The 20,846-nt window shown below is 64.7% G+C and carries 19 protein-coding genes; 7 read left to right on the top strand and 12 right to left on the bottom strand.

Annotation, left to right across the window (positions count from 1 at the left end; genetic code table 11):
• The first annotated feature begins 15 nt into the window (after nt 1-15).
• Both recF and moeB read left to right on the top strand, forming a co-directional pair.
• The gene (gene recF / locus NGM99_RS16720) at nt 16-1,176 is read left to right on the top strand and encodes a DNA replication/repair protein RecF (protein WP_252820999.1); all 1,161 of its coding nucleotides are present in this window, start codon (nt 16-18) and stop codon (nt 1,174-1,176) included.
• 25 nt (nt 1,177-1,201) lie between these two features.
• Nucleotides 1,202-1,945 (top strand): molybdopterin-synthase adenylyltransferase MoeB, encoded by a 744-nt coding sequence (gene moeB / locus NGM99_RS16715; RefSeq protein ID WP_252820997.1) that lies wholly within the window; start codon nt 1,202-1,204, stop codon nt 1,943-1,945.
• Between the two features lie 165 nt (nt 1,946-2,110).
• On the opposite strand, the gene NGM99_RS16710 is transcribed toward moeB, so the two are convergent.
• On the bottom strand, nt 2,111-3,112 hold the full coding sequence (locus tag NGM99_RS16710) for a 2-hydroxyacid dehydrogenase (protein ID WP_252820996.1): 1,002 nt from the start codon (nt 3,110-3,112) through the stop codon (nt 2,111-2,113).
• A gap of 171 nt (nt 3,113-3,283) precedes the next feature.
• Here NGM99_RS16710 and NGM99_RS16705 point away from each other — a divergent pair, with 171 nt between their 5' ends.
• On the top strand, nt 3,284-3,847 hold the full coding sequence (locus tag NGM99_RS16705) for an SH3 domain-containing protein (RefSeq protein WP_435371446.1): 564 nt from the start codon (nt 3,284-3,286) through the stop codon (nt 3,845-3,847).
• A 37-nt stretch (nt 3,848-3,884) separates the two neighbouring features.
• On the opposite strand, the gene irrA is transcribed toward NGM99_RS16705, so the two are convergent.
• Nucleotides 3,885-4,322: an iron response transcriptional regulator IrrA gene (gene irrA, locus NGM99_RS16700; protein WP_289852528.1), complete on the bottom strand. Its 438-nt coding sequence runs from the start codon at nt 4,320-4,322 to the stop codon at nt 3,885-3,887.
• 212 nt (nt 4,323-4,534) lie between these two features.
• Between irrA and fabA the strand changes: the two genes are divergently transcribed.
• From fabA to fabI, 3 genes are read left to right on the top strand one after another with little or no spacing between them, the layout of a single operon-like run.
• A complete protein-coding gene (gene fabA / locus NGM99_RS16695) occupies nt 4,535-5,149 on the top strand; it encodes a 3-hydroxyacyl-[acyl-carrier-protein] dehydratase FabA (RefSeq protein ID WP_252820994.1) in 615 nt (204 codons plus the stop codon).
• A 55-nt stretch (nt 5,150-5,204) separates the two neighbouring features.
• Nucleotides 5,205-6,425: a beta-ketoacyl-ACP synthase I gene (fabB, locus tag NGM99_RS16690; RefSeq protein WP_252820992.1), complete on the top strand. Its 1,221-nt coding sequence runs from the start codon at nt 5,205-5,207 to the stop codon at nt 6,423-6,425.
• Between the two features lie 2 nt (nt 6,426-6,427).
• Nucleotides 6,428-7,234 (top strand): enoyl-ACP reductase FabI, encoded by an 807-nt coding sequence (gene fabI / locus NGM99_RS16685; protein WP_252820990.1) that lies wholly within the window; start codon nt 6,428-6,430, stop codon nt 7,232-7,234.
• Between the two features lie 92 nt (nt 7,235-7,326).
• Here the strand turns inward: fabI and NGM99_RS16680 are convergent, their stop codons facing one another.
• The 10 genes from NGM99_RS16680 to rimP form a co-directional block, all read right to left on the bottom strand.
• Nucleotides 7,327-8,337 carry a class I SAM-dependent methyltransferase gene (locus NGM99_RS16680; RefSeq protein ID WP_252820989.1) on the bottom strand — a complete coding sequence of 337 codons (1,011 nt, stop codon included), beginning with the start codon at nt 8,335-8,337 and terminating at the stop codon, nt 7,327-7,329.
• 347 nt (nt 8,338-8,684) lie between these two features.
• Complete coding sequence (pnp, locus tag NGM99_RS16675) at nt 8,685-10,829, bottom strand: polyribonucleotide nucleotidyltransferase (RefSeq protein ID WP_252820987.1); 2,145 nt, start codon at nt 10,827-10,829, stop codon at nt 8,685-8,687.
• 257 nt (nt 10,830-11,086) lie between these two features.
• Entirely contained in the window at nt 11,087-11,356 is a 270-nt protein-coding gene (gene rpsO / locus NGM99_RS16670; RefSeq protein ID WP_252820985.1) for a 30S ribosomal protein S15, read from the bottom strand.
• Nucleotides 11,357-11,526: 170 nt separating this feature from the next.
• Nucleotides 11,527-12,609, bottom strand: coding sequence for a magnesium/cobalt transporter CorA (gene corA / locus NGM99_RS16665; RefSeq protein ID WP_252820983.1), 1,083 nt, complete (start codon nt 12,607-12,609; stop codon nt 11,527-11,529).
• Nucleotides 12,610-12,799: 190 nt separating this feature from the next.
• Nucleotides 12,800-13,738, bottom strand: coding sequence for a tRNA pseudouridine(55) synthase TruB (truB, locus tag NGM99_RS16660; RefSeq protein WP_252820981.1), 939 nt, complete (start codon nt 13,736-13,738; stop codon nt 12,800-12,802).
• Nucleotides 13,738-14,136 (bottom strand): 30S ribosome-binding factor RbfA, encoded by a 399-nt coding sequence (rbfA, locus tag NGM99_RS16655; RefSeq protein ID WP_252820979.1) that lies wholly within the window; start codon nt 14,134-14,136, stop codon nt 13,738-13,740. The genes truB and rbfA overlap by 1 nt, the downstream gene beginning before the upstream one ends.
• Nucleotides 14,137-14,272: 136 nt before the next feature.
• The gene (gene infB, locus NGM99_RS16650; protein WP_252820977.1) at nt 14,273-17,377 is read right to left on the bottom strand and encodes a translation initiation factor IF-2; all 3,105 of its coding nucleotides are present in this window, start codon (nt 17,375-17,377) and stop codon (nt 14,273-14,275) included.
• A complete protein-coding gene (locus tag NGM99_RS16645; RefSeq protein ID WP_289852527.1) occupies nt 17,374-18,051 on the bottom strand; it encodes an RNA-binding protein in 678 nt (225 codons plus the stop codon). Before NGM99_RS16645 ends, infB begins: the two co-directional genes overlap by 4 nt.
• Nucleotides 18,052-18,075: 24 nt before the next feature.
• A complete protein-coding gene (gene nusA, locus NGM99_RS16640; RefSeq protein ID WP_252820975.1) occupies nt 18,076-19,674 on the bottom strand; it encodes a transcription termination factor NusA in 1,599 nt (532 codons plus the stop codon).
• Nucleotides 19,675-19,790: 116 nt separating this feature from the next.
• Entirely contained in the window at nt 19,791-20,420 is a 630-nt protein-coding gene (gene rimP / locus NGM99_RS16635; RefSeq protein WP_252820973.1) for a ribosome maturation factor RimP, read from the bottom strand.
• Nucleotides 20,421-20,657: 237 nt separating this feature from the next.
• Between rimP and NGM99_RS16630 the strand changes: the two genes are divergently transcribed.
• Complete coding sequence (locus NGM99_RS16630) at nt 20,658-20,819, top strand: hypothetical protein (RefSeq protein ID WP_252820972.1); 162 nt, start codon at nt 20,658-20,660, stop codon at nt 20,817-20,819.
• Nucleotides 20,820-20,846: the final 27 nt, after the last annotated feature.

The raw sequence follows: 20,846 nt of genomic DNA, 5'->3' as shown, positions 1-20,846 counted from the left end.
CGCGCATCCCATCCTGTGGCTTCACAGTCCCTTGCTCCAGCCGCCGTCCACCTGACGCGGCTGACGCTTTCCGATTTCCGTAATTACAGCCAGCTCGCGCTCGGCCTCGCGCCGGGTGCGGTCGTATTCACGGGCGAGAACGGGGCGGGAAAGACCAATCTTCTGGAAGCCATCTCCTTTCTCTCGCCCGGCCGCGGCCTGCGCCGCGCGTCTTACGCCGATGTGGCGCGCGCGGGCACCGACGGCTTTGCGATCCATGCTGCAATCGACGGGCCGGAAGGCGAAAGCGAGGTGGGCACGGGCACGGCCGGTGCGTCTCCCAACGCCGACGAGGGCCTGTTGCGCCGCGTGCGTATCAATGGCGCCAATGCCCGCAACGCCGACGAGCTTCTCGATATCCTGCGCGTGGTCTGGCTCACCCCTTCCATGGACACGCTTTTCACTGGTCCGGCCGGCGACCGGCGGCGCTTCCTCGACCGCTTGGTTCTCGCCGTCGATCCGAGCCACGGCCAGCGTGCGATTGCCTTCGAGAAGGCCATGCGCTCGCGTAACAGGCTGCTTGCCGACGATGTGCGCGACCGCGCCTTTTTCGAGGCCATCGAGACGCAGATGGCAGAAACCGGCGTGGCGATTGCCGCCGCCCGTGTCGAGCTGGTTCGCCTGCTTCAGGCCATGATCGACCGCCTGCCGGCCGACAACCCGTTTCCGCAATCCACCATCGCGCTTTCCGGCCCGCTCGAAGAACAGGTGGAGGGTCAGGCGGCAGTTGATCTCGAAGAGACTTACCGCGCGTCCTTGCGCGATGGCCGGGAGCGCGACCGCGCGGCCGGGCGTACGCTCGACGGCCCGCATCGGTCAGACCTTCTCGTGTCCCATGCGCCCAAGAGGATGCCGGCCGCCCTCTGCTCCACCGGCGAGCAGAAGGCCTTGCTGATCGGCTTGGTCCTGAGCCATGCGCGGCTGACGGGCGAGATCGCCGGCACCGTGCCCGTGCTCCTGCTCGATGAAGTCGCGGCCCATCTCGATGCCGGCCGGCGCGCGGCCCTTTTCGACATCCTCGACGAACTCGGCTGCCAGAGCTTCATGACGGGCACCGAGCGCGAATTATTCGGCAGCCTCGAAGGCCGCGCTCAGTTCCTGCGCGTTTCGGACGGCGAAGTGCGTGAGGATGTTTGAGCTCGCGCACCCTATCTTCCCTCCCATGACGCTTTCACCGGAAGAACTCGAACGCTACGCCCGCCATATCGTGCTGCCCGAAGTGGGCGGTGCGGGCCAGCAGGCGCTCAAGGCAGCGAGAGTGCTGGTGGTCGGCGCAGGCGGCCTGGGCAGCCCGATCCTGCAATATTTGGCTGCCGCAGGCGTCGGCACGCTCGGCATCGTGGACGACGACCGCGTGTCGCTGTCGAACCTCCAGCGGCAGGTGATCCACGGCAGCACGCAGGTCGGCATCGCCAAGGTGGCGAGCGCCGCAGAAGCGCTGAAAGCCATCAACCCGCATGTCGCGGTCGAAACCCACCTCGTCCGTCTCGATGCCGCGAATGCCGATGAAATGGTGCGCGGGTTCGATGTAATCGCCGACGGCTCCGACAATTTCGCCACCCGCTACCTGCTCGCCGATGCCTGCGAGAAAGCCCGAAAGCCCCTAGTGCATGGCTCGCTCTCGCGCTTCGATGGCTCGGTGACGGTGTTCATGCCGTATGCGCAGGATAGCGAGGGCCGCCCCTATCCCGCCTATCGCGACCTCTTCCCCGCCCCTCCCCCGCCCGGCACCGTGCCGTCCTGCGCGGAAGCCGGCGTGCTCGGCGTCTTGCCCGGCGTCATCGGCACGCTTCAGGCGACCGAGGTGCTCAAGCTTCTGCTCGGCATCGGCGAACCGCTGGTCGGCCGCCTGCTGCTTTACGACGGCCTCGGCGCGCGGTTCGATGCGATCGAATACGGACGCTGAGCTCGGAGGCTGTTTGGACCTTCATCGGCTGAGGTCCGGCGAGGGATTTTCGTCGCCTGAGAGGCGCCGAACGCAGGCGATGCTGGAGGCATCGACGAGGCTCGGCAACGAAGCGGGCGTCGAAAAGAACCGCTGGACCGACCCGAAGAAGGTTCAAATGGGCTCCTACACCTTGTTCGGCAGCACCCGGTCAGGCGGCCGGTGGCCGTCGATGAAGGCGCGAATGTTCACGATCACCTTCTCGCCCATGTCGATGCGGCCTTCGATCGTGGCCGAACTCATATGCGGCAGAAGCACGACCTTGCCCTTGGCGGCGAGCTTCACGAGCTTGGGGTTCACCGCCGGCTCGTTGGTGAAGACGTCGAGCCCTGCACCCGCGAGCTTGTTGTCCGCGAGGAGCTTGATCAGCGCATCCTCGTCGATGATGTCGCCGCGCGCAGTGTTCACGATGGTGGCTGAGGGCTGCATGAGTGCCAGGCGACGTGCGGACAAGAGATGGAAAGTCGCCGGCGTCGAGGGGCAGTTCACCGAGATGATGTCCATGCGCGCGAGCATCTGGTCGAGGCTTTCCCAATAGGTCGCCTCCAGCTCGTCCTCGAGCTGCGCCGCTGCCCGATGGCGGTTGTGATAATGGATGGACAGCCCGAACGCCTTGGCGCGCCGTGCGACGGCCGCCCCGATGCGGCCCATGCCGACAATGCCCAGCCGCTTGCCCCCGATGCGGCGCCCCAGCATCCATGTCGGCGACCAGCCGCTCCATTTCGGCCCATCGGGCAGCACATTGGCACCTTCCGCGAGCCGGCGCGGCACGGCCAAGATCAGCGCCATGGTCATGTCGGCGGTGTCTTCGGTCAGAACATTGGGCGTGTTGGTCACCGTGATGCCGCGGGCGGCGGCCGCCGCCACATCGATCCTGTCCACGCCGTTTCCGAAATTCGCGATCAGCTTGAGCTGGGGTCCGGCCTGCTGGAGAAGCGCCGCGTCGATCTTGTCGGTGATGGTCGGCACCAGGACATCCGCCTCGCGGAGTGCTGCCGCCAGATCGCCTTCTGTCATCGGGTGATCGTCGATGTTGAGGCGCGCGTCGAACAGCTCGCGCATGCGCGTTTCGACCGGGTCGGGCAGCTTGCGGGTCAGAACGACGAGGGGTCTCTTTCGCGTGCTCAACAATGCCTCTCCGTGGCCGGCGTTGAACACTCCTTAACCAAGACGCGCGATGATTTCTCTCATGCGTCGGGCCGGCAAAAAAGCCGAAACGGGAGCGTTCGGAACGCTTGCGTCGTGTCTGCCGGTGTTCCGCCGCCGAAGCAAGCCCCGAGAGAAGGGAACAGACCGATCATGCGCCACACAGCCTCCCGTGCCATCGCGGCAAGCCTTTTCGCGGTGATGCTGGCGGCGCTGCCGATGGCTCAGGGTCACGCTCAGGAAGCGGGCGACAGCGTGTTCGCCGCGACCACCACGGGCCCGAGCGGCCTGCCGCTCCCTCGCTTCGTCTCGCTGCGCTCGGGCAAGGTCAACTCACGCATCGGACCCGGCGTGAACTATCCGGTGGACTGGATGTATCTCAAGGCCGGCATGCCGATGGAGATCATCCAGGAATACGACAACTGGCGCCGTATCCGCGATGCGGATGGCGCGGAAGGCTGGGTCAATCAAGGCCTGCTTTCGGGCCGCCGCACCGGCATCACCGCACCCTGGCAGCGCGGCAAGGATGTGCAGATCCCGGTCTATGCCTCGGCGTCCAAGGATGCGGGCAAGGTAGCGCTGGTCGATCCCGGCGTGGTCGGGTCGATCAAGAAATGCGACGGCACATGGTGCGAAATGGTTTTCGCCGGCCATGAGGGCTATGTCGTGCAGTCCCAGATCTGGGGCGCCTACCCGGGCGAGTCGGTGGACGACTGAGGTCGTCCCGATCTGAAAACGGACGCGAAGACGCTTCCTAGCGGTCCTTCATGGGCCGCAGGCGCACCACCACGTCGACATTGGCGATTTCCATGCCTTCGGGGGGCTCGGGCAGGTTCAGGATCTGAACCGGGCCCTGGTCGATGTCATAGACGCGGTTCTCGCCTTCCACGAAGAAGTGGTGGTGGTCGGAGATGTTGGTGTCGAAATAGGTCCGCGAGCCTTCCACCGACAAAATGCGCAGGAGCCCTGCCTCGGTGAACTGGTGCAGGCAATTGTAGACGGTGGCGAGCGAAACCGGCACGCCGGCGCCCAGCGCTTCCTCGTGCAGCTCTTCCGCGGAGAGATGGCGGTCGCCCTTGGCGAACAGGAGCTCGGCCAGCGCCACACGCTGCCGCGTGGGCCTCAGCCCCGCCGCACGGACGCGCTCGCTCGCGGGCTCGAAGCCCATTGGGTTACTGATCGAAATATCCATCGACCGCCTGAATAAAACACTCCCGAGCCTCGATTGGCCCGGCTTCCCGTTTGATCCTTCCATGACAGAAGGATGGCAAGCATATATTCGGTCGGCGAAAATGGATCAATAGCACAGGTTTGCGGCGTTTCGGAGCAGGCAAAGCCTTATGGGTTTCGGTTGACCCCCGAACCGCCGCAGTTTAAGCGCATGACCTTGCGCCGGAACGGGCGATGAAAGCGAAAGGCGAGCGTCAGGGTGACAGGCAGAACGGTTCGATCAGCGGCATTCTCCCTCAACGGGACCCGCAATGGGGTTTGCCGTCCGTGAGCTTTTCCGAGCGTCATTCCTTCGACTACGAAGAACTTCTCGCCTGCGCGCGCGGCGAACTGTTCGGGGTAGGCAACGCACAGCTGCCTTATCCGCCGATGCTGATGTTCAATCGCATCACCGAGATCACTTCGGACGGCGGCGAGCATGGCAAGGGCCATGTGCGCGCCGAACTCGACATTCACCGCGACCTTTGGTTCTTCCCCTGCCACTTCATCGGCGATCCGGTGATGCCGGGCTGCCTCGGCCTCGACGCGCTCTGGCAGCTGTCGGGCTTCTTCCTCGGCTGGCTGGGCGAGCCCGGCAAGGGCCGCGCGCTGTCCACCGGCGAGGTCAAGTTCACCGGCATGGTGACGCCCAAGACGAAACGCGTCGAGTACGGCGTCGATTTCAAGCGCGTGATGCGCGGCCGCCTCATACTTTGCATCGGCGACGGCTGGCTCAAGGCCGACGGCGAAACCATCTACACGGCCACCGACCTGCGCGTCGGCCTGTTCAAGGAAGCCGCTTCGGCTTGAGCCACGCGGGTGGCGGGCGCATCCGCTCGCTGCCCCTGAGCCTCGGGAGTTTACAATGAGACGTGTGGTCGTTTCGGGCCTCGGCATCGTGTCCTCGATCGGCAACAATGCCGAGGAAGTCACCGCATCGCTGCGCGACGCCAAATCCGGCATTTCATTCTCCGATTCATTCGCCGAGCACGGCTTCCGCTGCCGCGTCTGGGGCAAGCCTTCGCTTGACCCCGCGGAACTGGTGGATCGCCGCGCGATGCGCTTCCTCGGTCAGGGCGGTGCATGGAACCATGTCGCGATGGAGCAAGCCATCGCCGATGGTGGCCTCGAAGCGTCCGATATCACGAACGAGCGCACCGGCATCATCATGGGCTCGGGCGGGCCTTCCACGCGTACAATCGTGGAAGCAGCCGACACCACCCGCAAGAACGAAAGCCCCAAGCGCGTCGGCCCCTTCGCGGTGCCCAAAGCCATGTCGTCCACGGCCTCCGCCACGCTCGCGACCTGGTTCAAGATCCATGGCGTGAACTATTCGATCTCGTCCGCCTGCTCCACCTCGGCGCACTGCATCGGCAATGCCTATGAGCTGATCCAATGGGGCAAGCAGGACATGGTCTTCGCGGGCGGCCACGAGGACCTCGACTGGACCATGTCGAACCTGTTCGACGCGATGGGTGCGATGTCGTCCAAGTACAACGACCGCCCGGATGTCGCGAGCCGCGCCTATGACGTCGACCGCGACGGCTTCGTGATCGCCGGTGGTGCCGGCGTGCTCGTGGTGGAAGAGCTCGAACACGCCAAGGCGCGCGGCGCCAAGATCTATGCCGAGATCGTCGGCTATGGCGCGACCTCGGACGGCTACGACATGGTGGCCCCTTCCGGCGAGGGTGCGGCGCGCTGCATGCGCCAGGCGCTGCAGGGCGTGGAAGGCCCGGTCGATTACATCAACACGCACGGCACCTCGACGCCGGTGGGCGACAGCAAGGAAGTCGGCGCCATCCGCGAGGTGTTCGGCGAAAAGATGCCGCACGTCGCCTCCACCAAGTCCTTGACCGGCCACAGCCTGGGTGCAGCCGGCGTGCAGGAATCGATCTATTCGATCCTGATGATGCAGGCGGGCTTCATCGGCGAAAGCGCGCATATCGAAAACCTCGATCCGGAATTCGAGGGCGTGCCGGTCGTGCGCGAGCGCATTGACGGTGCCAAGATCGACACCGTGCTGTCCAACTCCTTCGGCTTTGGCGGCACCAACGCCACGCTCGTCTTCCGCCGCTACGAGGCCTGATCATGAACGAATTGATGAAGGGCAAGCGCGGCCTCGTGATGGGTGTGGCCAACGACCACTCCATCGCCTGGGGCATTGCCCAGAAGCTGCACGCGCAAGGCGCGGAACTGGCCTTCACCTATCAGGGCGAAGCCTTTGGCCGCCGCGTGAAGCCCCTGGCTGACAAGGTCGATGCCAGGCTCATCGTCCCCTGCGATGTCGAGGACAGCGCCTCCGTCGCTTCCGTCTTCGAGACGCTCCAGAGCGAGTGGGGCTCGATCGACTTCCTCGTGCACGCCATCGGCTTCTCCGACAAGAACGAGCTGAAGGGCCTCTATGCGGACACCACGCGCGACAATTTCGTGCGCACCATGGTGATCTCCTGCTACTCGTTCACGGAAGTGGCGCGCGAAGCCGCAAAGATCATGCCCAATGGCGGCTCGCTTCTGACCCTCACTTATGCCGGCTCCGTGCGCGTGATGCCGAACTACAATGTGATGGGTGTGGCCAAGGCCGGACTCGAAGCCAGCGTGCGCTATCTCGCCAATGATTACGGCCCGCGCGACATCCGTGTGAACGCCATCTCCGCCGGTCCCGTGCGGACGCTGGCCGGCGCCGGCATCGCGGATGCGCGGCACATGTACACCTATCAGCAGCGCAACTCGCCGCTTCGCCGCAATATCGGCATCGAAGAGGTCGGCAATTCCGCGCTCTACCTTCTCTCGGAGATGGCCTCCGGCGTGACGGGCGAAATCCACTATGTGGATTCCGGCTATCACATCACCTCGATGCCCACGCTCGACGAGCTGAAGAACTTCGCGAAAGAGTAAGCGGCGAAAGCGACCGTTAGGGGGCGCTTCGAGAGCGATTCCAGCAAAACTGCGTAGCAGTTTTGCGTCCGCAATTGCGGCGAGACAATACTTTAGCGCACCGCCTCGAACAGGTTGAAACGCTTGTCCGCCCCAAGCGGCTTCACTGTCTTGAACCGCGCCGCCAGCACCGTCTCGTAAGGCAGGCCGCGATTGGCGACCATGAAGAGCCGCCCGCCGCCCTTCAGCGCCTTCACCGCTTTTTCGATCATCCCCTGCCCGATCCCCGGCTCCGCCGCCCGGCCCTGGTGAAAGGGCGGGTTCATGACGATCAAATCATAGCGGCGCTCGACGGGCTCGCCGAGCAGGTCCTGCCAGAAGAACCCGAGCGCCCTGCCCTCATCGCCACCCAGATTGCTCTTGGCGGCTTGGAGCGAAGCCCAGTCGGCCTCATAGAGATCGAGTGCGCTGAGACCCGGCTGCGCGTCGAGCAAACGGCGAGAGAGATAGCCCCACCCCGCGCAGAAGTCGGCGGCAGCGCCTTTGAGGCCGGTCGGGAGATGATCGGCGAGAAGTTTCGAAGCCGCATCCACCTCGCCATGCGAGAACATGCCGGGCAGCGTCCGGAAGCGCGCGCCATCGCTTTCGAACTCCACCGGTTCCGCCGGCACTGCGGCTTCGAGCGGGAGCACGTCCGGACGATACGCCCAGAAGACGATGCCGTGATGCTTCGAGGCATGCCCTTCGAGCGCAAGCCACGAACCGACGCGCTTGCGCAGGCTATCTGCGCCTTCCATCTTGCCGCCAGCCACCACCAGCAGCCCACCGGGCTTCAAACGGCGCAGAGCCTCCCCGATCCGCGCCTCGTTCTCGCCGCGGTGGCGCGTGCACTGGACGAGTGCGAGATCGTAAACCTCGCCTTCGGGGCTCGAGATGACGTTCAAGCCGGGCTTGGCAAGGCGCAGGAATGTCGGGCGAAAGCCTTGGACGAAGGTGATGTCGGAGGGGAATGCTTCGGGAAGCGTTAAATCGGGATCGGCACCGAGCCAGAAAACGCGGGCATCCGGCGCGGGGGGCGGGAGCAGATCGGCGGTGAAGGGGTGGAGAAGCGTCGCGGCAGTCATGCGGTGCTTCTGCAGGGGATGTGAGTCTGGGGCAAGGGGATGGTGGTGGGGAGGGGCGTCGGCGGCGGATGCTCGCGGAGGGATTGCGTCTGGCGGAGACGTTACCCCCACCCCTTATCCCTCCCCACAAGGGGGAGAGAGGGCGTCATCGTAGCGTTCGACCTCGATGCTTGGCGCCTGGCTTGAAGGATCAGACACAACGCGCATGTCCTCCCTCCCCCTTGTGGGGAGGGATACAGGGTGGGGGTGACCTGAATGACGAGCACCACCCTCCCCGCAGTCATCCTCCAAAACAAAAAAGGCGCGGCCGTTGCCGGCCGCGCCTCTTATCTTCAGCGATCCACCGATCAGGCGGCGTCTTCGCCCTCTTCCTTCTTGTCGCGAGCGATTTCCTTGCCGGTCTCCTGATCGACGACCTTCATGGAAAGGCGAACCTTGCCGCGCTCGTCGAAGCCCATGAGCTTCACATAGACCTTCTGGCCTTCCTTCACGACGTCGGTGGTCTTGGCCACGCGCTCGCTGGCGAGCTGGGAGATGTGGACGAGACCGTCGCGCGGGCCGAAGAAGTTGACGAAAGCGCCGAAGTCGGCGGTCTTGACGACCGTGCCTTCGTAGATCTCGCCCACTTCCGGCTCGGCCACGATGGTGTGGATCCACTTCTTCGCCGCCTCGATCTCCTTGGCGTTGGAAGAGGCGATCTTCACCGTGCCGTCGTCCTCGATGTTGATCTTGGCGCCGGTCTTCTCGACGATCTCGCGGATCACCTTGCCGCCGGAACCGATCACGTCGCGGATCTTGTCGGTCGGGATGTTCATGACCTCGATGCGGGGCGCGAACTCGCCGAGCTCCGAACGTGCCGAGGTCAGCGCCTTGGCCATCTCGTTCAGGATGTGCAGGCGGCCGTCCTTGGCCTGGTCCAGCGCGACCTTCATGATCTCCTCGGTGATGCCATCGATCTTGATGTCCATCTGCAGCGAGGTGATGCCATTCTCGGAACCCGCGACCTTGAAGTCCATGTCGCCGAGATGGTCCTCGTCACCCAGGATGTCCGACAGCACCGCGTAGCGCTCGTCTTCCTTGATGAGGCCCATGGCGATGCCCGCGACGGGCTTCGTCAGCGGAACGCCCGCATCCATCAGCGCCAGCGAGGTGCCGCAAACGGTCGCCATCGACGACGAACCGTTCGACTCGGTGATCTCCGACACCACGCGCAGCGTGTAGGGGAACTGCTCGGGTGCGGGCAGAACCGGGTGCACGGCGCGCCAGGCGAGCTTGCCGTGGCCGATCTCGCGGCGGCCGGGCGAACCCATGCGGCCGGTCTCGCCCACCGAGTAAGGCGGGAAATTGTAGTGAAGGAGGAAGGTCTCCTTGTAGGTGCCGGTCAACGCGTCGATGAACTGCTCGTCCTCGCCGGTGCCGAGCGTCGCCACGACGAGGGCCTGCGTCTCGCCGCGCGTGAACAGCGCCGAGCCGTGCGTGCGGGGCAGAACGCCCACTTCCGACACGATCGGACGAACGGTCTTGAGATCGCGGCCGTCGATGCGCGAGCCCGTGTCGAGGATGTTCCAGCGCACGATCTTGGCCTGAAGGTCCTTGAACGTGCCGGCGACCTGCTCGGCGGTCCACTTCGGCGCCTCGCCTTCGGCCGGCGTGAAATGCGCCTTGACCCTGGCCTTCACCGCGTCGACCGCGTTGTAGCGGGTCTGCTTGTCGGTGTTCTTGTAGGCTTCGCGCAGCTCGCTTTCGGCGATGCCGAGGATTTCGGTCTCGAGCTCGCCCAGGCTGGCGGGCTGGTGCTCGCGCGGTTCCTTGGCGGCGACTTCGGCCAGCTTGATGATCGCGTCGATCACCGGCTGGAAGCCCTTGTGGCCGAACATGACCGCACCCAGCATCACGTCTTCGCCGAGTTCCTGCGCCTCGGACTCGACCATCAGAACGGCGTCGCCGGTGCCGGCCACGACGAGGTCGAGCTTGGACTCAGGATATTCGTCGATATGCGGGTTCAGAACATACTGGCCGTTGATGTAGCCGACGCGCGCGCCGCCGATCGGGCCCATGAAAGGCACGCCCGAAAGCGTGAGCGCGGCCGAGGTCGCGACGATCGCCAGAATGTCCGGATCGTTTTCGAGGTCGTGCTGGACGACGGTGACGACGACCTGCGTGTCGTTGCGATAGCCTTCCGCGAAGAGCGGGCGGATCGGGCGGTCGATCAGGCGGGAAACCAGCGTTTCCTTTTCCGACGGACGGCCTTCGCGCTTGAAGTAGCCGCCGGGGATCTTGCCGGCCGCGAAGGTCTTTTCCTGATAGTTCACGGTGAGCGGGAAGAAGTCGATGCCGACCTTGGGGGCCTTGGCGGAAACGACCGTGGCGAGAACAACGGTTTCGCCATAAGTGGCGAGAACCGCGCCGTCAGCCTGACGCGCGATCTTGCCGGTTTCGAGGGTGAGCGGGCGCCCAGCCCATTCGATTTCCACTTTGTGGTGTGAGAACATGCCTTGTCCTTCAAACGGGAAGTGCGGCTCGCGATGAGACGCGCGCGGCTTCTTCCCTCTGGCTTCGTTCGGGCGAGCCATGGGCAAGACAGCGGGAGGTCTCGTGAGAAGGCCTCCTGCAATCCTGCCCCATGACCCGTTCCCATGGAGCGGCTTCCTTTTTCACTGGAAGCCTTCAGCGGACCGCCGTGCTGTGACGGCCGGTCCGAAAAGGTGAACCGGCGGAAACATGAGGTTTCCGCCGGTTCGGATGGTTTTTAGCGACGCAGGCCGAGCTTCTCGATCAGCGTCTGGTAGCGCGCCTCTTCCTTGCCCTTGAGATAGTCAAGAAGGCGGCGGCGCTGCGACACGAGCTTGAGAAGGCCACGACGGGAGTGGTTGTCCTTCTTGTGGTCCTTGAAGTGCTCGGTCAGGTTCTTGATGCGCTCGGACAGGATCGCGACCTGAACTTCCGGCGAACCGGTGTCGCCCTTCTGGGTCGCGTATTCCTTGAGCAATTCCTGCTTGCGCTCGGCAGTGATCGACATCGGATGGTTCCTTATGATTGGAGAGGAGAAGATGCCCACGGCCGGGATGTCGTCCAGCGGGGGCCGCTAAAGGCAAGGTGCGGTGCACGTTGCTGGGCCGCATATAATGAAGTCGGGGCCCAAACGCCAGCACTTCCTTTAAACGCCTGTGTTACCTCGCAAAAACTGCCTCAAAGCCACTTGCGCCATTTGAAATAGGCGAAGATGCCGCCGCCGAGCGCCGCCATGAACAGAAGTGCCAACGGATAGCCGTAATAGGTCTCAAGCTCGGGCATATTATAGGGCGAGGCCTTCGGATCGAAATTCATGCCCCAGATGCCCGCGACGAACGTGAGCGGGATGAAGATCGAGGAGATGATCGTGAGAAACGAGATCACGTCATTGGTGCGCGCCTGCGCCATGGAGATGTCGATCTCGATCAGGCCGGTGAGCATGTCGCGATAGGTCTCGACCATCTCGATCAGGCGAATGGCGTGGTCGAGCGTGTCGTTGAAGTAGAGCTTGGTCTCGGTCGTTACCAACGGGCTCTCCGCGCGCGTCAGCCCGGCCATCGCGTCACGCAGCGGCCAGAGCGAGCGCTTCACCCCGCTCACGCCTCGGCGCAGCATGTGCAGTTCCTTGATGCGCCGGTCCCCGCCCCGCTCGGCGAAGACCGCATCCTCCATCTTGTCGATCAGGTCGCCCATGTTCTCGACCACGGGAAAATAGCTGTCCACGATGGCATCGATCAGCGTGTAGGCGAGATAGTCGCCGCCGCGCTCGCAGATGGGCGAATTACGCTTGATGCGGTGGCGCACGGGTTCGAACGGGTCGCCCTTGCGCTCCTGGAAGGTGACCACGAAATTCTTGCCGAAGGCGAGCGAGATCTGCTCCACGCGGCCGGATTTGATCTCATCGATCATCGACAGAACGACGAAACCATGGGCGTCGTAGAAGTCGGCCTTGGGCCGCTGGCCGGTGTTGACCGCATCCTCCAGCGCCAGCCGGTGCAGGCCGAAGAGCTTGCCGACGCGCTCGATCAATTCGACATCGCCGAGCCCCACGCAATCGAGCCAGACCAGCGGAAATTCGCCGCGTCGCTTGGCGACAAGATCGAAGGCGACATTCTCGTGGAACTCGCTGCGCCCGTTGCCGACCAGCGTGAGGTTGAGTTCCGTCGGCTCCGCATGCGGGTGCGCGGTCAGCGTGCCGGGAGCCGCGCCCACCGGCGAGCGGTTGGCCTTGCGGCGGAGGGCACGCTGTTCCTTGAGCATGGGTTAGCGGTTTCCAATCATATTGCACCGCCCTCATCGCCCTTCGGGCGCCCGCTGCGCGGCGGGGCGATTTTGCCCCAGCAGCCGCGTTGCTCGTCGGTTACGATGCATGAACATCGCGCCCTCCTCGCGCCTTGTGCTGAATCAAAATCACCTGCGTGCCGACGATGCAACATGGTCGGAAACCGCTCTACCCGACAAACACGCGCTTGGGCTTGAACAATCCCGCTTCGACTGCGCCGATGGCCACCAGCTTGCCGCGCGAGGTGGCGCAGGCCTCGTCCGCATGGAGCGGCGCGTCCCGCCCGCGCAGGATCACCGCATTGCCGAGCCTGATCTTCTGCGCCGCGTCGTCCGAGAGCGGCAGCTGCGGCAAATCTTCGAGGGCAGCAGCGGCATCGAGCAGGAACTCGTCGCGCGCCGCGAAGCGCTCGCCGATCTCTTCCGTTTCGCCGCCCGCCGTTTCGAGTTCCGCCAGCGTCACGAGGTCTTCCACCGTGAAGGGGCTGACCTCCTCGCGGCGCAACAGCGTGATGTGGCCGTAGCAGCCGAGCAGGCGGCCCATGTCGCGCGCCAGCGAGCGCACATAGGTGCCCTTCCCGCACTCGACCTCGAAGGTCGTGTGGTTCGCGTCGGGCATTTCCACGATCTCGAACCGGACGATCTCGACCTCGCGGGCGGGGATCTCCACCACCTCGCCATCGCGCGCCAGATCATAAGCGCGATTGCCGGCGATCTTGATGGCCGAGAACTGCGGCGGCGTCTGCATGATCACGCCGGTGAACTGCGGCAGAAGCGCCTCGATCGCATCACGCGTGGGACGCAGATCCGAACGCACCGTCGCCTCGCCTTCGAGGTCATCCGTGTTGCGCTCCTCGCCCCAGCCCACGGTGAAGCGATAGGTCTTCGCCCCATCCATGACGTAGGGCACTGTCTTGGTCGCCTCGCCCAAGGCGATGGGCAGCATGCCGGACGCCAGCGGATCGAGCGTGCCCGCGTGGCCCGCCTTGTCCGCACCGAACAGCCACTTGATCTTGGACACGGCCTCGGTCGAGCCCAGTCCCGCCGGCTTGTCCAGCACCAGCCAGCCCGAAACCGGCCGACCCTTCTTCTTGCCCCGCCGTGCCATTAGTTTTCCTCGTCGTGGTCGAGGTCACGCGCCACTTCGGGCGAGCGCAGGAGGGCGTCGATGCGGGTCATGTTGTCGTAGCTCGTGTCGAGACGGAAGCGGAATTCGGGCATGTATTTCATCTGGCGCAAGGCGGGCGACATGCGGCCGCGAACAAAGCGCGCATGGCGGTTGAGCGCTTCCACCACCGCGTTCTCGTCTTTGGCACCCAGCGGCACGACAAAGGCGGTGGCGATCTTGAGATCGGGCGACATGCGCACTTCGCCGACCGAAATCACGGCACTTTCGATCAGGTCATCCTGCAATTCGCCGCGCTGGAGCATTTCCGCCAATGCGTGGCGGACCTGCTCGCCGACGCGGAGCTGGCGCTGGGAAGGGCCTTTCGTGGGGCTCGACATCACTCAACAACTTTCGGAGGAACGGTTCGTTTCGCGCCATTTTCTTCGAGACGCGGATAGCGAAGCGGGCGATGGATCAGCTCCATCGCCCGCTTTCAACTCTGGGTAGGATGATCAATCGATCACCCCGATGCTTTTAGAGCGAGCGGCTCACCATCTCGACGCGGAAGCACTCGATGATGTCGCCGGCCTGAATGTTCTCGTAGTTCTGGAACGCCATACCGCATTCCTGACCGACCGGAACCTCCGACACTTCGTCCTTGAAGCGCTTGAGCGTCTTCAGCGTGCCTTCGTGGATCACGACATTGTCGCGGATCAGGCGCACGCCCGCACCACGCTCCACCTTGCCTTCGGTGATACGGCAACCCGCGACCTTGCCGATCTTGGTGATGTCGAACACTTCCAGGATCTCGGCATTGCCGATGAAGGTTTCGCGGCGCTCCGGCGAGAGCAGGCCCGACATGGCCGCCTTCACGTCATCCACGAGGTTGTAGATGATGTTGTAGTAGCGGATGTCGATCTCGGCGCGCTCGGCCGCCTGACGCGCCTGCGCATTCGCACGCACGTTGAAGCCGATGATCGCGGCACCGGACGTTTCGGCCAGCGAGACGTCGGTTTCCGTGATGCCGCCCGCACCGGCATAAACGATGCGCGCACGCACTTCGTCGGTGCCGAGCTTGTCGAGCGCTGCCACGATGGCTTCCACCGAACCGGACACGTCGCCCTTGATGACGAGCGGGAACTCTTTCAGACCGCTGGTCTGGAGCTGGCTCATCATCTGCTCGAGCGAGCCGCGGCTGCCGGCATGACGCGCGGCCGCCTTGTCGCGGGCCATGCGCTGACGGTACTCGGTGATCTCGCGGGCACGCGCCTCGTCGTTGATGACGGCGAAGCGGTCACCGGCCTGCGGCGTGCCGCCGAGACCCAGGATCTCGACCGGCGTCGAAGGCAGGGCCTCGTCGAGTACCTCGCCGCGATCGTTGATCACCGCGCGCACACGGCCCCATTCGGTGCCGGCCACGAGGATGTCGCCGGGCAGCAGCGTACCGGTCTGAACCAGAACGCTCGCCACCGGACCACGGCCCTTGTCGAGCTTGGCTTCGATGACCACACCCTCGGCCGTACGCTCCGGGTTCGCCTTGAGGTCGAGGATTTCGGCCTGCAGCAGGATGGCTTCAAGGAGCTTGTCGAGGCCTGCACCCGTCTTGGCCGAAACCTCGACGTCGAGCACCTCACCGCCCATCGATTCCACGAACACCTCGTGCTGCAGCAGCTGCGTGCGCACCTTCTGCGGATCGGCCGAAGGCTTGTCGACCTTGTTGATCGCCACGATGATCGGCACATTGGCCGCCTTGGCATGGCTGATCGACTCGATCGTCTGCGGCATCACCGAATCGTCGGCCGCCACCACGAGGATCGCGATGTCGGTCGCCTGCGCGCCGCGGGCACGCATCGCTGTGAAGGCCGCGTGACCCGGCGTGTCGATGAAGGTGATCGGGTGACCGTCCTTCTCGACCTGATAGGCGCCGATATGCTGCGTGATGCCGCCGGCTTCGCCGGACACCACATTCGCATTGCGGATGGCGTCGAGCAGCGAGGTCTTGCCGTGATCGACGTGGCCCATGATCGTGACCACGGGCGGACGCGACTCCATGTCCTCGGGACGATCGGCGATGTCGAAGAGGCCTTCCTCGATGTCGCTTTCCGCCACGCGGCGCACGGTGTGGCCGAATTCGGACGCGACCAGCTCGGCGGTATCCGCATCGATCACGTCGCCGGGCTTCATGATCTGGCCCTGCTTCATGAAGTACTTCACCACTTCCACGGCGCGCTCGGACATACGCTGAGCGAGTTCCTGGATAGTGATGGTTTCAGGCAGAACCACCTCGCGGGTGATCTTCTCGCGCGGCTGTTCGTACATCGCACGCTTGAACTTCTCCTGCCGGCGACGCATCGCCGAAAGAGAGCGCGAACGCGCATCGTCGTCGGACGTCGCAGCACTGACCGTCAGCTTGCCGCGACGGCGGTCATCGCCACCCGGACGGGTGCGGGCCGGCGTACGGTTGGCATCGGGGCGCGCGGCAAGACGCGGTGCGGGACGGGCCGCAGCACCGGCACCTGCACCCGCGCCACGAGCCGGACGGCGGTCGCCCTCCTCCTCGTCGTCAGACGAGTTGACCAGTTCGGCGCGCGGGGCGCGGCGCTTGGCGTCTTCCTCGGCGCGACGGCGGTCTTCCGCTTCCTTCTGGATGCGTGCCTCTTCCTCGGCCTGACGGCGCGCGGATTCTTCACGCTCGCGACGGCGGCGCTCATCCTCCTCGGCGCGGCGACGCGCATCGTCGGCAGCGCGCGCACGATCTTCCTGCTCACGCGCACCGGCTGATGCCAGGGCACGACGGCGGGCTTCCATCTCGCTCTGCGAGAGCGAGTTCAACACCATGCCGCCGCCACCGCTGCGGTTCTGCTGAGGACCACGCGAGCGGTCGCGATCACGGTCACGGCCTTCGCCGCCACCACCCGAACGCTGACCGTAAGGCGCGCCACCCGGACGGCCGCCCTGCGGACGATCGTTGGGACGGCCACCACCGCCCGGACCACCCGAGCGCTGGCCTTGATAACCCTGACCCTGATAACCGGGACGTCCGCCCTGCGGCGCAGGCCCACCCGGACGCTGACCCTGCGGCGCGGAAGGCGCGGCGGGGCGCGGAGCCGGAGCGGAAGCCTGAGGTGCCGGTGCGCTTGGCGTCTCGGCACGAGGCTGAGCAACGGGTGCTGCGGCGGCCGGCTGAGGTGCTGGTGTTGGAGCCGGCGCGGGCGTCGGCTCAGCAGCGGCAATCGCTGCTGGTGCCTGAGGCGCGGCAGGTGCTGGAGCCGGCGTCGCGGCCTGAGGTGCTGGGGCAGGCGTCGCAGCCTGAGGTGCCGGAGCGGGTGCCGGTGCCGCCGGGCGCGGCGTCGGCGCGGGAGGCGGCGTTTGCGCGGCAGGGGCCTGCGGCGCGGGGGCAGCGGCAGCCGGGGCCGCCGGACGCGGCTTCAGGCCGCCCGCGGCGGGCGCGGGTGCTGCTGCAGGCGCCTCGGTGCCCGGCACGTTGAACTTGCGCTTCTTCGTCTCGACGACGACAGACTTGGTGCGACCATGGCTGAAATTCTGGCGCACCGTGCCCTGCTCGAGGCCCGGACGCTTCAGCGTCAGCTTGCCGCTCACGCTCAGCGTCTTGTCGTCACCTGTCTTGGTATCACTCATTCCATATCCTTCGCGGCGTCGTCTTGGGGCGCAGTCGCTTGATCCATTGAACGGCTGTCGGGGGAGCCACCTCCCCGGTACCGATGGAGCGCCTGCACGCGCTTTTCCACCGCCTTGCCAGCGCCTTCGCTGAGCACGGCAGCATGTATCACATTTGTCCCACCCAATGCCAAACCCAATTCGGCCTCGGAGAACAGTTTGTAGGCTTCGATGGCGGGTCCATCCATGTGGAGGACCGCGTGTCGCGCATTCGTGATCTTGCGAATGCCGTCAGGTGAGGCTTCGGTCGCGTGAAGCACGAAGGCGGCACGGCCGGAGCGTACGGCCTTCTCGACCTGAGCCGCGCCGAAAACGAGGCTTCCCGCCTTGCGCGCAAGACCCAATGCGCCGAGCGCATTCCGAACAAGTAGGGTGTCGAGATTTGCGGGCAAGTCGGCTGACGCTTGCACCTCGGCCTTGAGCGCGCGGGGAAACAGCTTGCGCTTGAGCGCCTTTTCCACGCTATCGCGCGTGCCCGTCACCCAGCAGCCGCGCCCAGGGAGCGAGCGCTTCAGGTCGGGCACGACGGAATTGTCGGGCCCTGCGACGAAACGGATCAGCTCATCCGAGCTGCCGGCCTGGCGCGACACGATGCAAGTGCGGTCGTTCATGTCTTCGACTGCCTCCCTGCCCATGTGTCGCGCTCCAAACCACTGCCCTTACTCGGCCGCTTCGGTGGAGGCGTCGTCCGCCTCGTCCGAGCCGAGTTCTTCTTCTTCGATCCAGCCGGCCTTCAAACGGGCCGCCATGACCATCGCTTCCGCGTCCTGGCGCGAAACCTCGAAAGGCGTCAGGATGCCGGGGAAGGTCTTGGTTTCCCCGTCCTTGCGCTCTTTCCAGCCGGTCAGGTCGTCCACCGCATAGCCGGCGAAGTCCTCGACCGTCTTCACGCCGTCTTCGCCGAGCGCCACCAGCATCGCGGTCGTGATGCCGGGGATCTCGCGAAGCTCGTCCTCGACGCCCAGTTCACGACGCTTGGCATCGTGCTCGGCCTCGATACGCTCCAGATACTCACGCGCACGCGACTGGATCTCGGTCGCGGTTTCCTCGTCGAACCCGTCAATGGACGAAATCTCGTCCGCATCGACGTAAGCCACTTCCTCGACCGTCGAGAAGCCTTCGGACGCCAGAACCTGGCCCACCATCTCGTCCACGTTGAGCGCGTCCATGAAGAGGGCCGAACGCTCGGTGAACTCCTTCTGGCGGCGCGAGCTTTCTTCTTCCTCGGTAAGGATGTCGATGTCCCAGCCCGTCAGCTGCGAAGCGAGACGGACGTTCTGGCCGCGACGGCCGATCGCCAGAGACAGTTGGTCATCCGGCACCACGACTTCAATACGCTCGGCGTCCTCGTCGAGAACGACCTTGGCGACTTCCGCCGGCTGCAGCGCATTGACGATAAAGGAGGCGGCGGACGGCGACCACGGAATGATGTCGATCTTCTCGCCCTGCAACTCGCCGACCACGGCCTGCACGCGCGAGCCGCGCATGCCGACGCAGGCGCCGACCGGATCGATCGAGGAATCGCGGCTCGTCACCGCGATCTTGGCGCGCGAGCCCGGATCGCGAGCCACCGACTTGATCTCGATGATGCCGTCATAGATCTCCGGCACTTCCATGGTGAAGAGCTTCGCCATGAACTGCGGATGGGTGCGCGACAGGAAGATCTGCGGCCCGCGCTGCTCGCGGCGCACGTCATAGACATAGGCGCGGATGCGGTCGCCATACTTGTAGTTCTCGCGCGGGATCAGCTCATCGCGGCGGACGATGCCCTCTCCACGGCCCAGATCCACGATGACATTGCCGTATTCGGCGCGCTTGACCGTGCCGTTGACGATCTCGCCGATGCGATCCTTGTATTCGTCATACTGGCGGTCGCGCTCGGCCTCGCGCACCTTCTGCACGATCACCTGCTTGGCGCTCTGGGCGGCGATGCGACCGAAATCCATGGGCGGCAGCTGCTCGGCGATGAAGTCGCCGACCTGCGCATCGGGGTTGCGGCGGCGCGCGTCCTCGAGCGCGATCTCGCGGTCATATTCCTCGACCGTCTCGACCACTTCCATCAGGCGCTGCAGCTTCATCTCGCCGGTGTTCGGGTTGATGTCGGCGCGGATATTGGTTTCCTGGCCGTAGCGCGAGCGCGCGGCCTTCTGGATGGCGTCCGCCATGGCGGCGATCACGATGGTCTTGTCGATCGACTTTTCGCGCGCGACGGCGTCCGCAATCTGCAGAAGCTCGAGCCTGTTGGCGCTGACGGCCATAGTCACTCTCCCTTGTGTCGGAGCACTTCCGATGAATCAAGATTCATCGCAAATGCTCCATCTCTTCTTTCTCGTAATTCCGCACGCAAAACCGCTGCGCACTTTTGCTGGAATTACTACTCTTCGTCAGCAGAGACGTCTTCGTCGTCCGCCGGTTCGTTGTCGTTGCCCACTTCGCCGCGCTTGGCGGCCTGGCGGGCCTTCTTGTCCTTGGCGAGCGCCTCGCGGATCAGTTCGTCCGTCAGAATGAGGCGCGCGTCGGAAATCGCGTCGAGCGGGATCGAAACGGTCGGCGCGTCACCATAGGACGCCGCGTCGCGCTCGATCACCACATGGCCGTTTTCCGGAACCCCGAGCTTGCCGCGAAAGCGCTTGCGGCCATCCACCATCACCGAGGTTTCGAGCTTGGCGACGTGGCCGGCCCAATCGGAAAAATCGCTGGCACGCACCAGCGGCCGGTCGATGCCGGGCGAAGACACTTCGAGATGATAGGCGTCGGGGATCGGGTCGGCCTCGTCCAGCACGGGCGACACCGCACGGCTCACCGTCTCGCAATCCTCGACGCTCATGGTGCCGTCATGGCGCTCGGCCATGATCTGCAGCGTCAAGCCGTTCTGCCCTGAAACGCGAACCCGCACGAGGCGGAAACCCAGTGGCTCGATCACAGGCGCGACGATGGCCGCCACACGGGCGTCCGAACCACTTTCGCGGATAAGCCGATCGTCGTTAAAGCTTTCAGCCGTCATCAGGGTCCTGAACGAGGGGCCGGAAACAAAAAAGAGCGGGACCGGGTGGACCCACTCTTCGTCAAACCGACCAAGAATATGGGGCGCATATAGCTTGGCTGCCCCCCGAATGCAAGTCGATCCGCATTCGTTCACAGTCCATGCAGTTCAGCATGGCTGGCCTGCGATCTTATCCCTCACCCAAGGCCACGCGACATATTATCTATGTTGCATCGCACAATGAAACAGGAAACCATCATGACCATGCAGTCGCGCCCCAGCCGCATTCGCAGCATCTTCGATGCTCTCGGCAGCGCCATCGCCGTTTCGGCAGCCCTTGACGGTCGTCGCCAGCCCAAGGCCCGTGACCTTCAGCAGCTCGGCATCGAGCCGGCAACGTTCCGTCAGATCAAGCTCTGACATCCAGAGTTCGCACGAACGAGAACC

Origin of the sequence: Mesorhizobium liriopis, from assembly GCF_024053505.1 — a bacterium.
In the GTDB taxonomy this organism is placed as follows: domain Bacteria; phylum Pseudomonadota; class Alphaproteobacteria; order Rhizobiales; family Rhizobiaceae; genus Mesorhizobium_B; species Mesorhizobium_B liriopis.
Note: the sequence above shows the minus strand (reverse complement) of the source record. Positions and strands in the feature narration are given on the sequence as shown.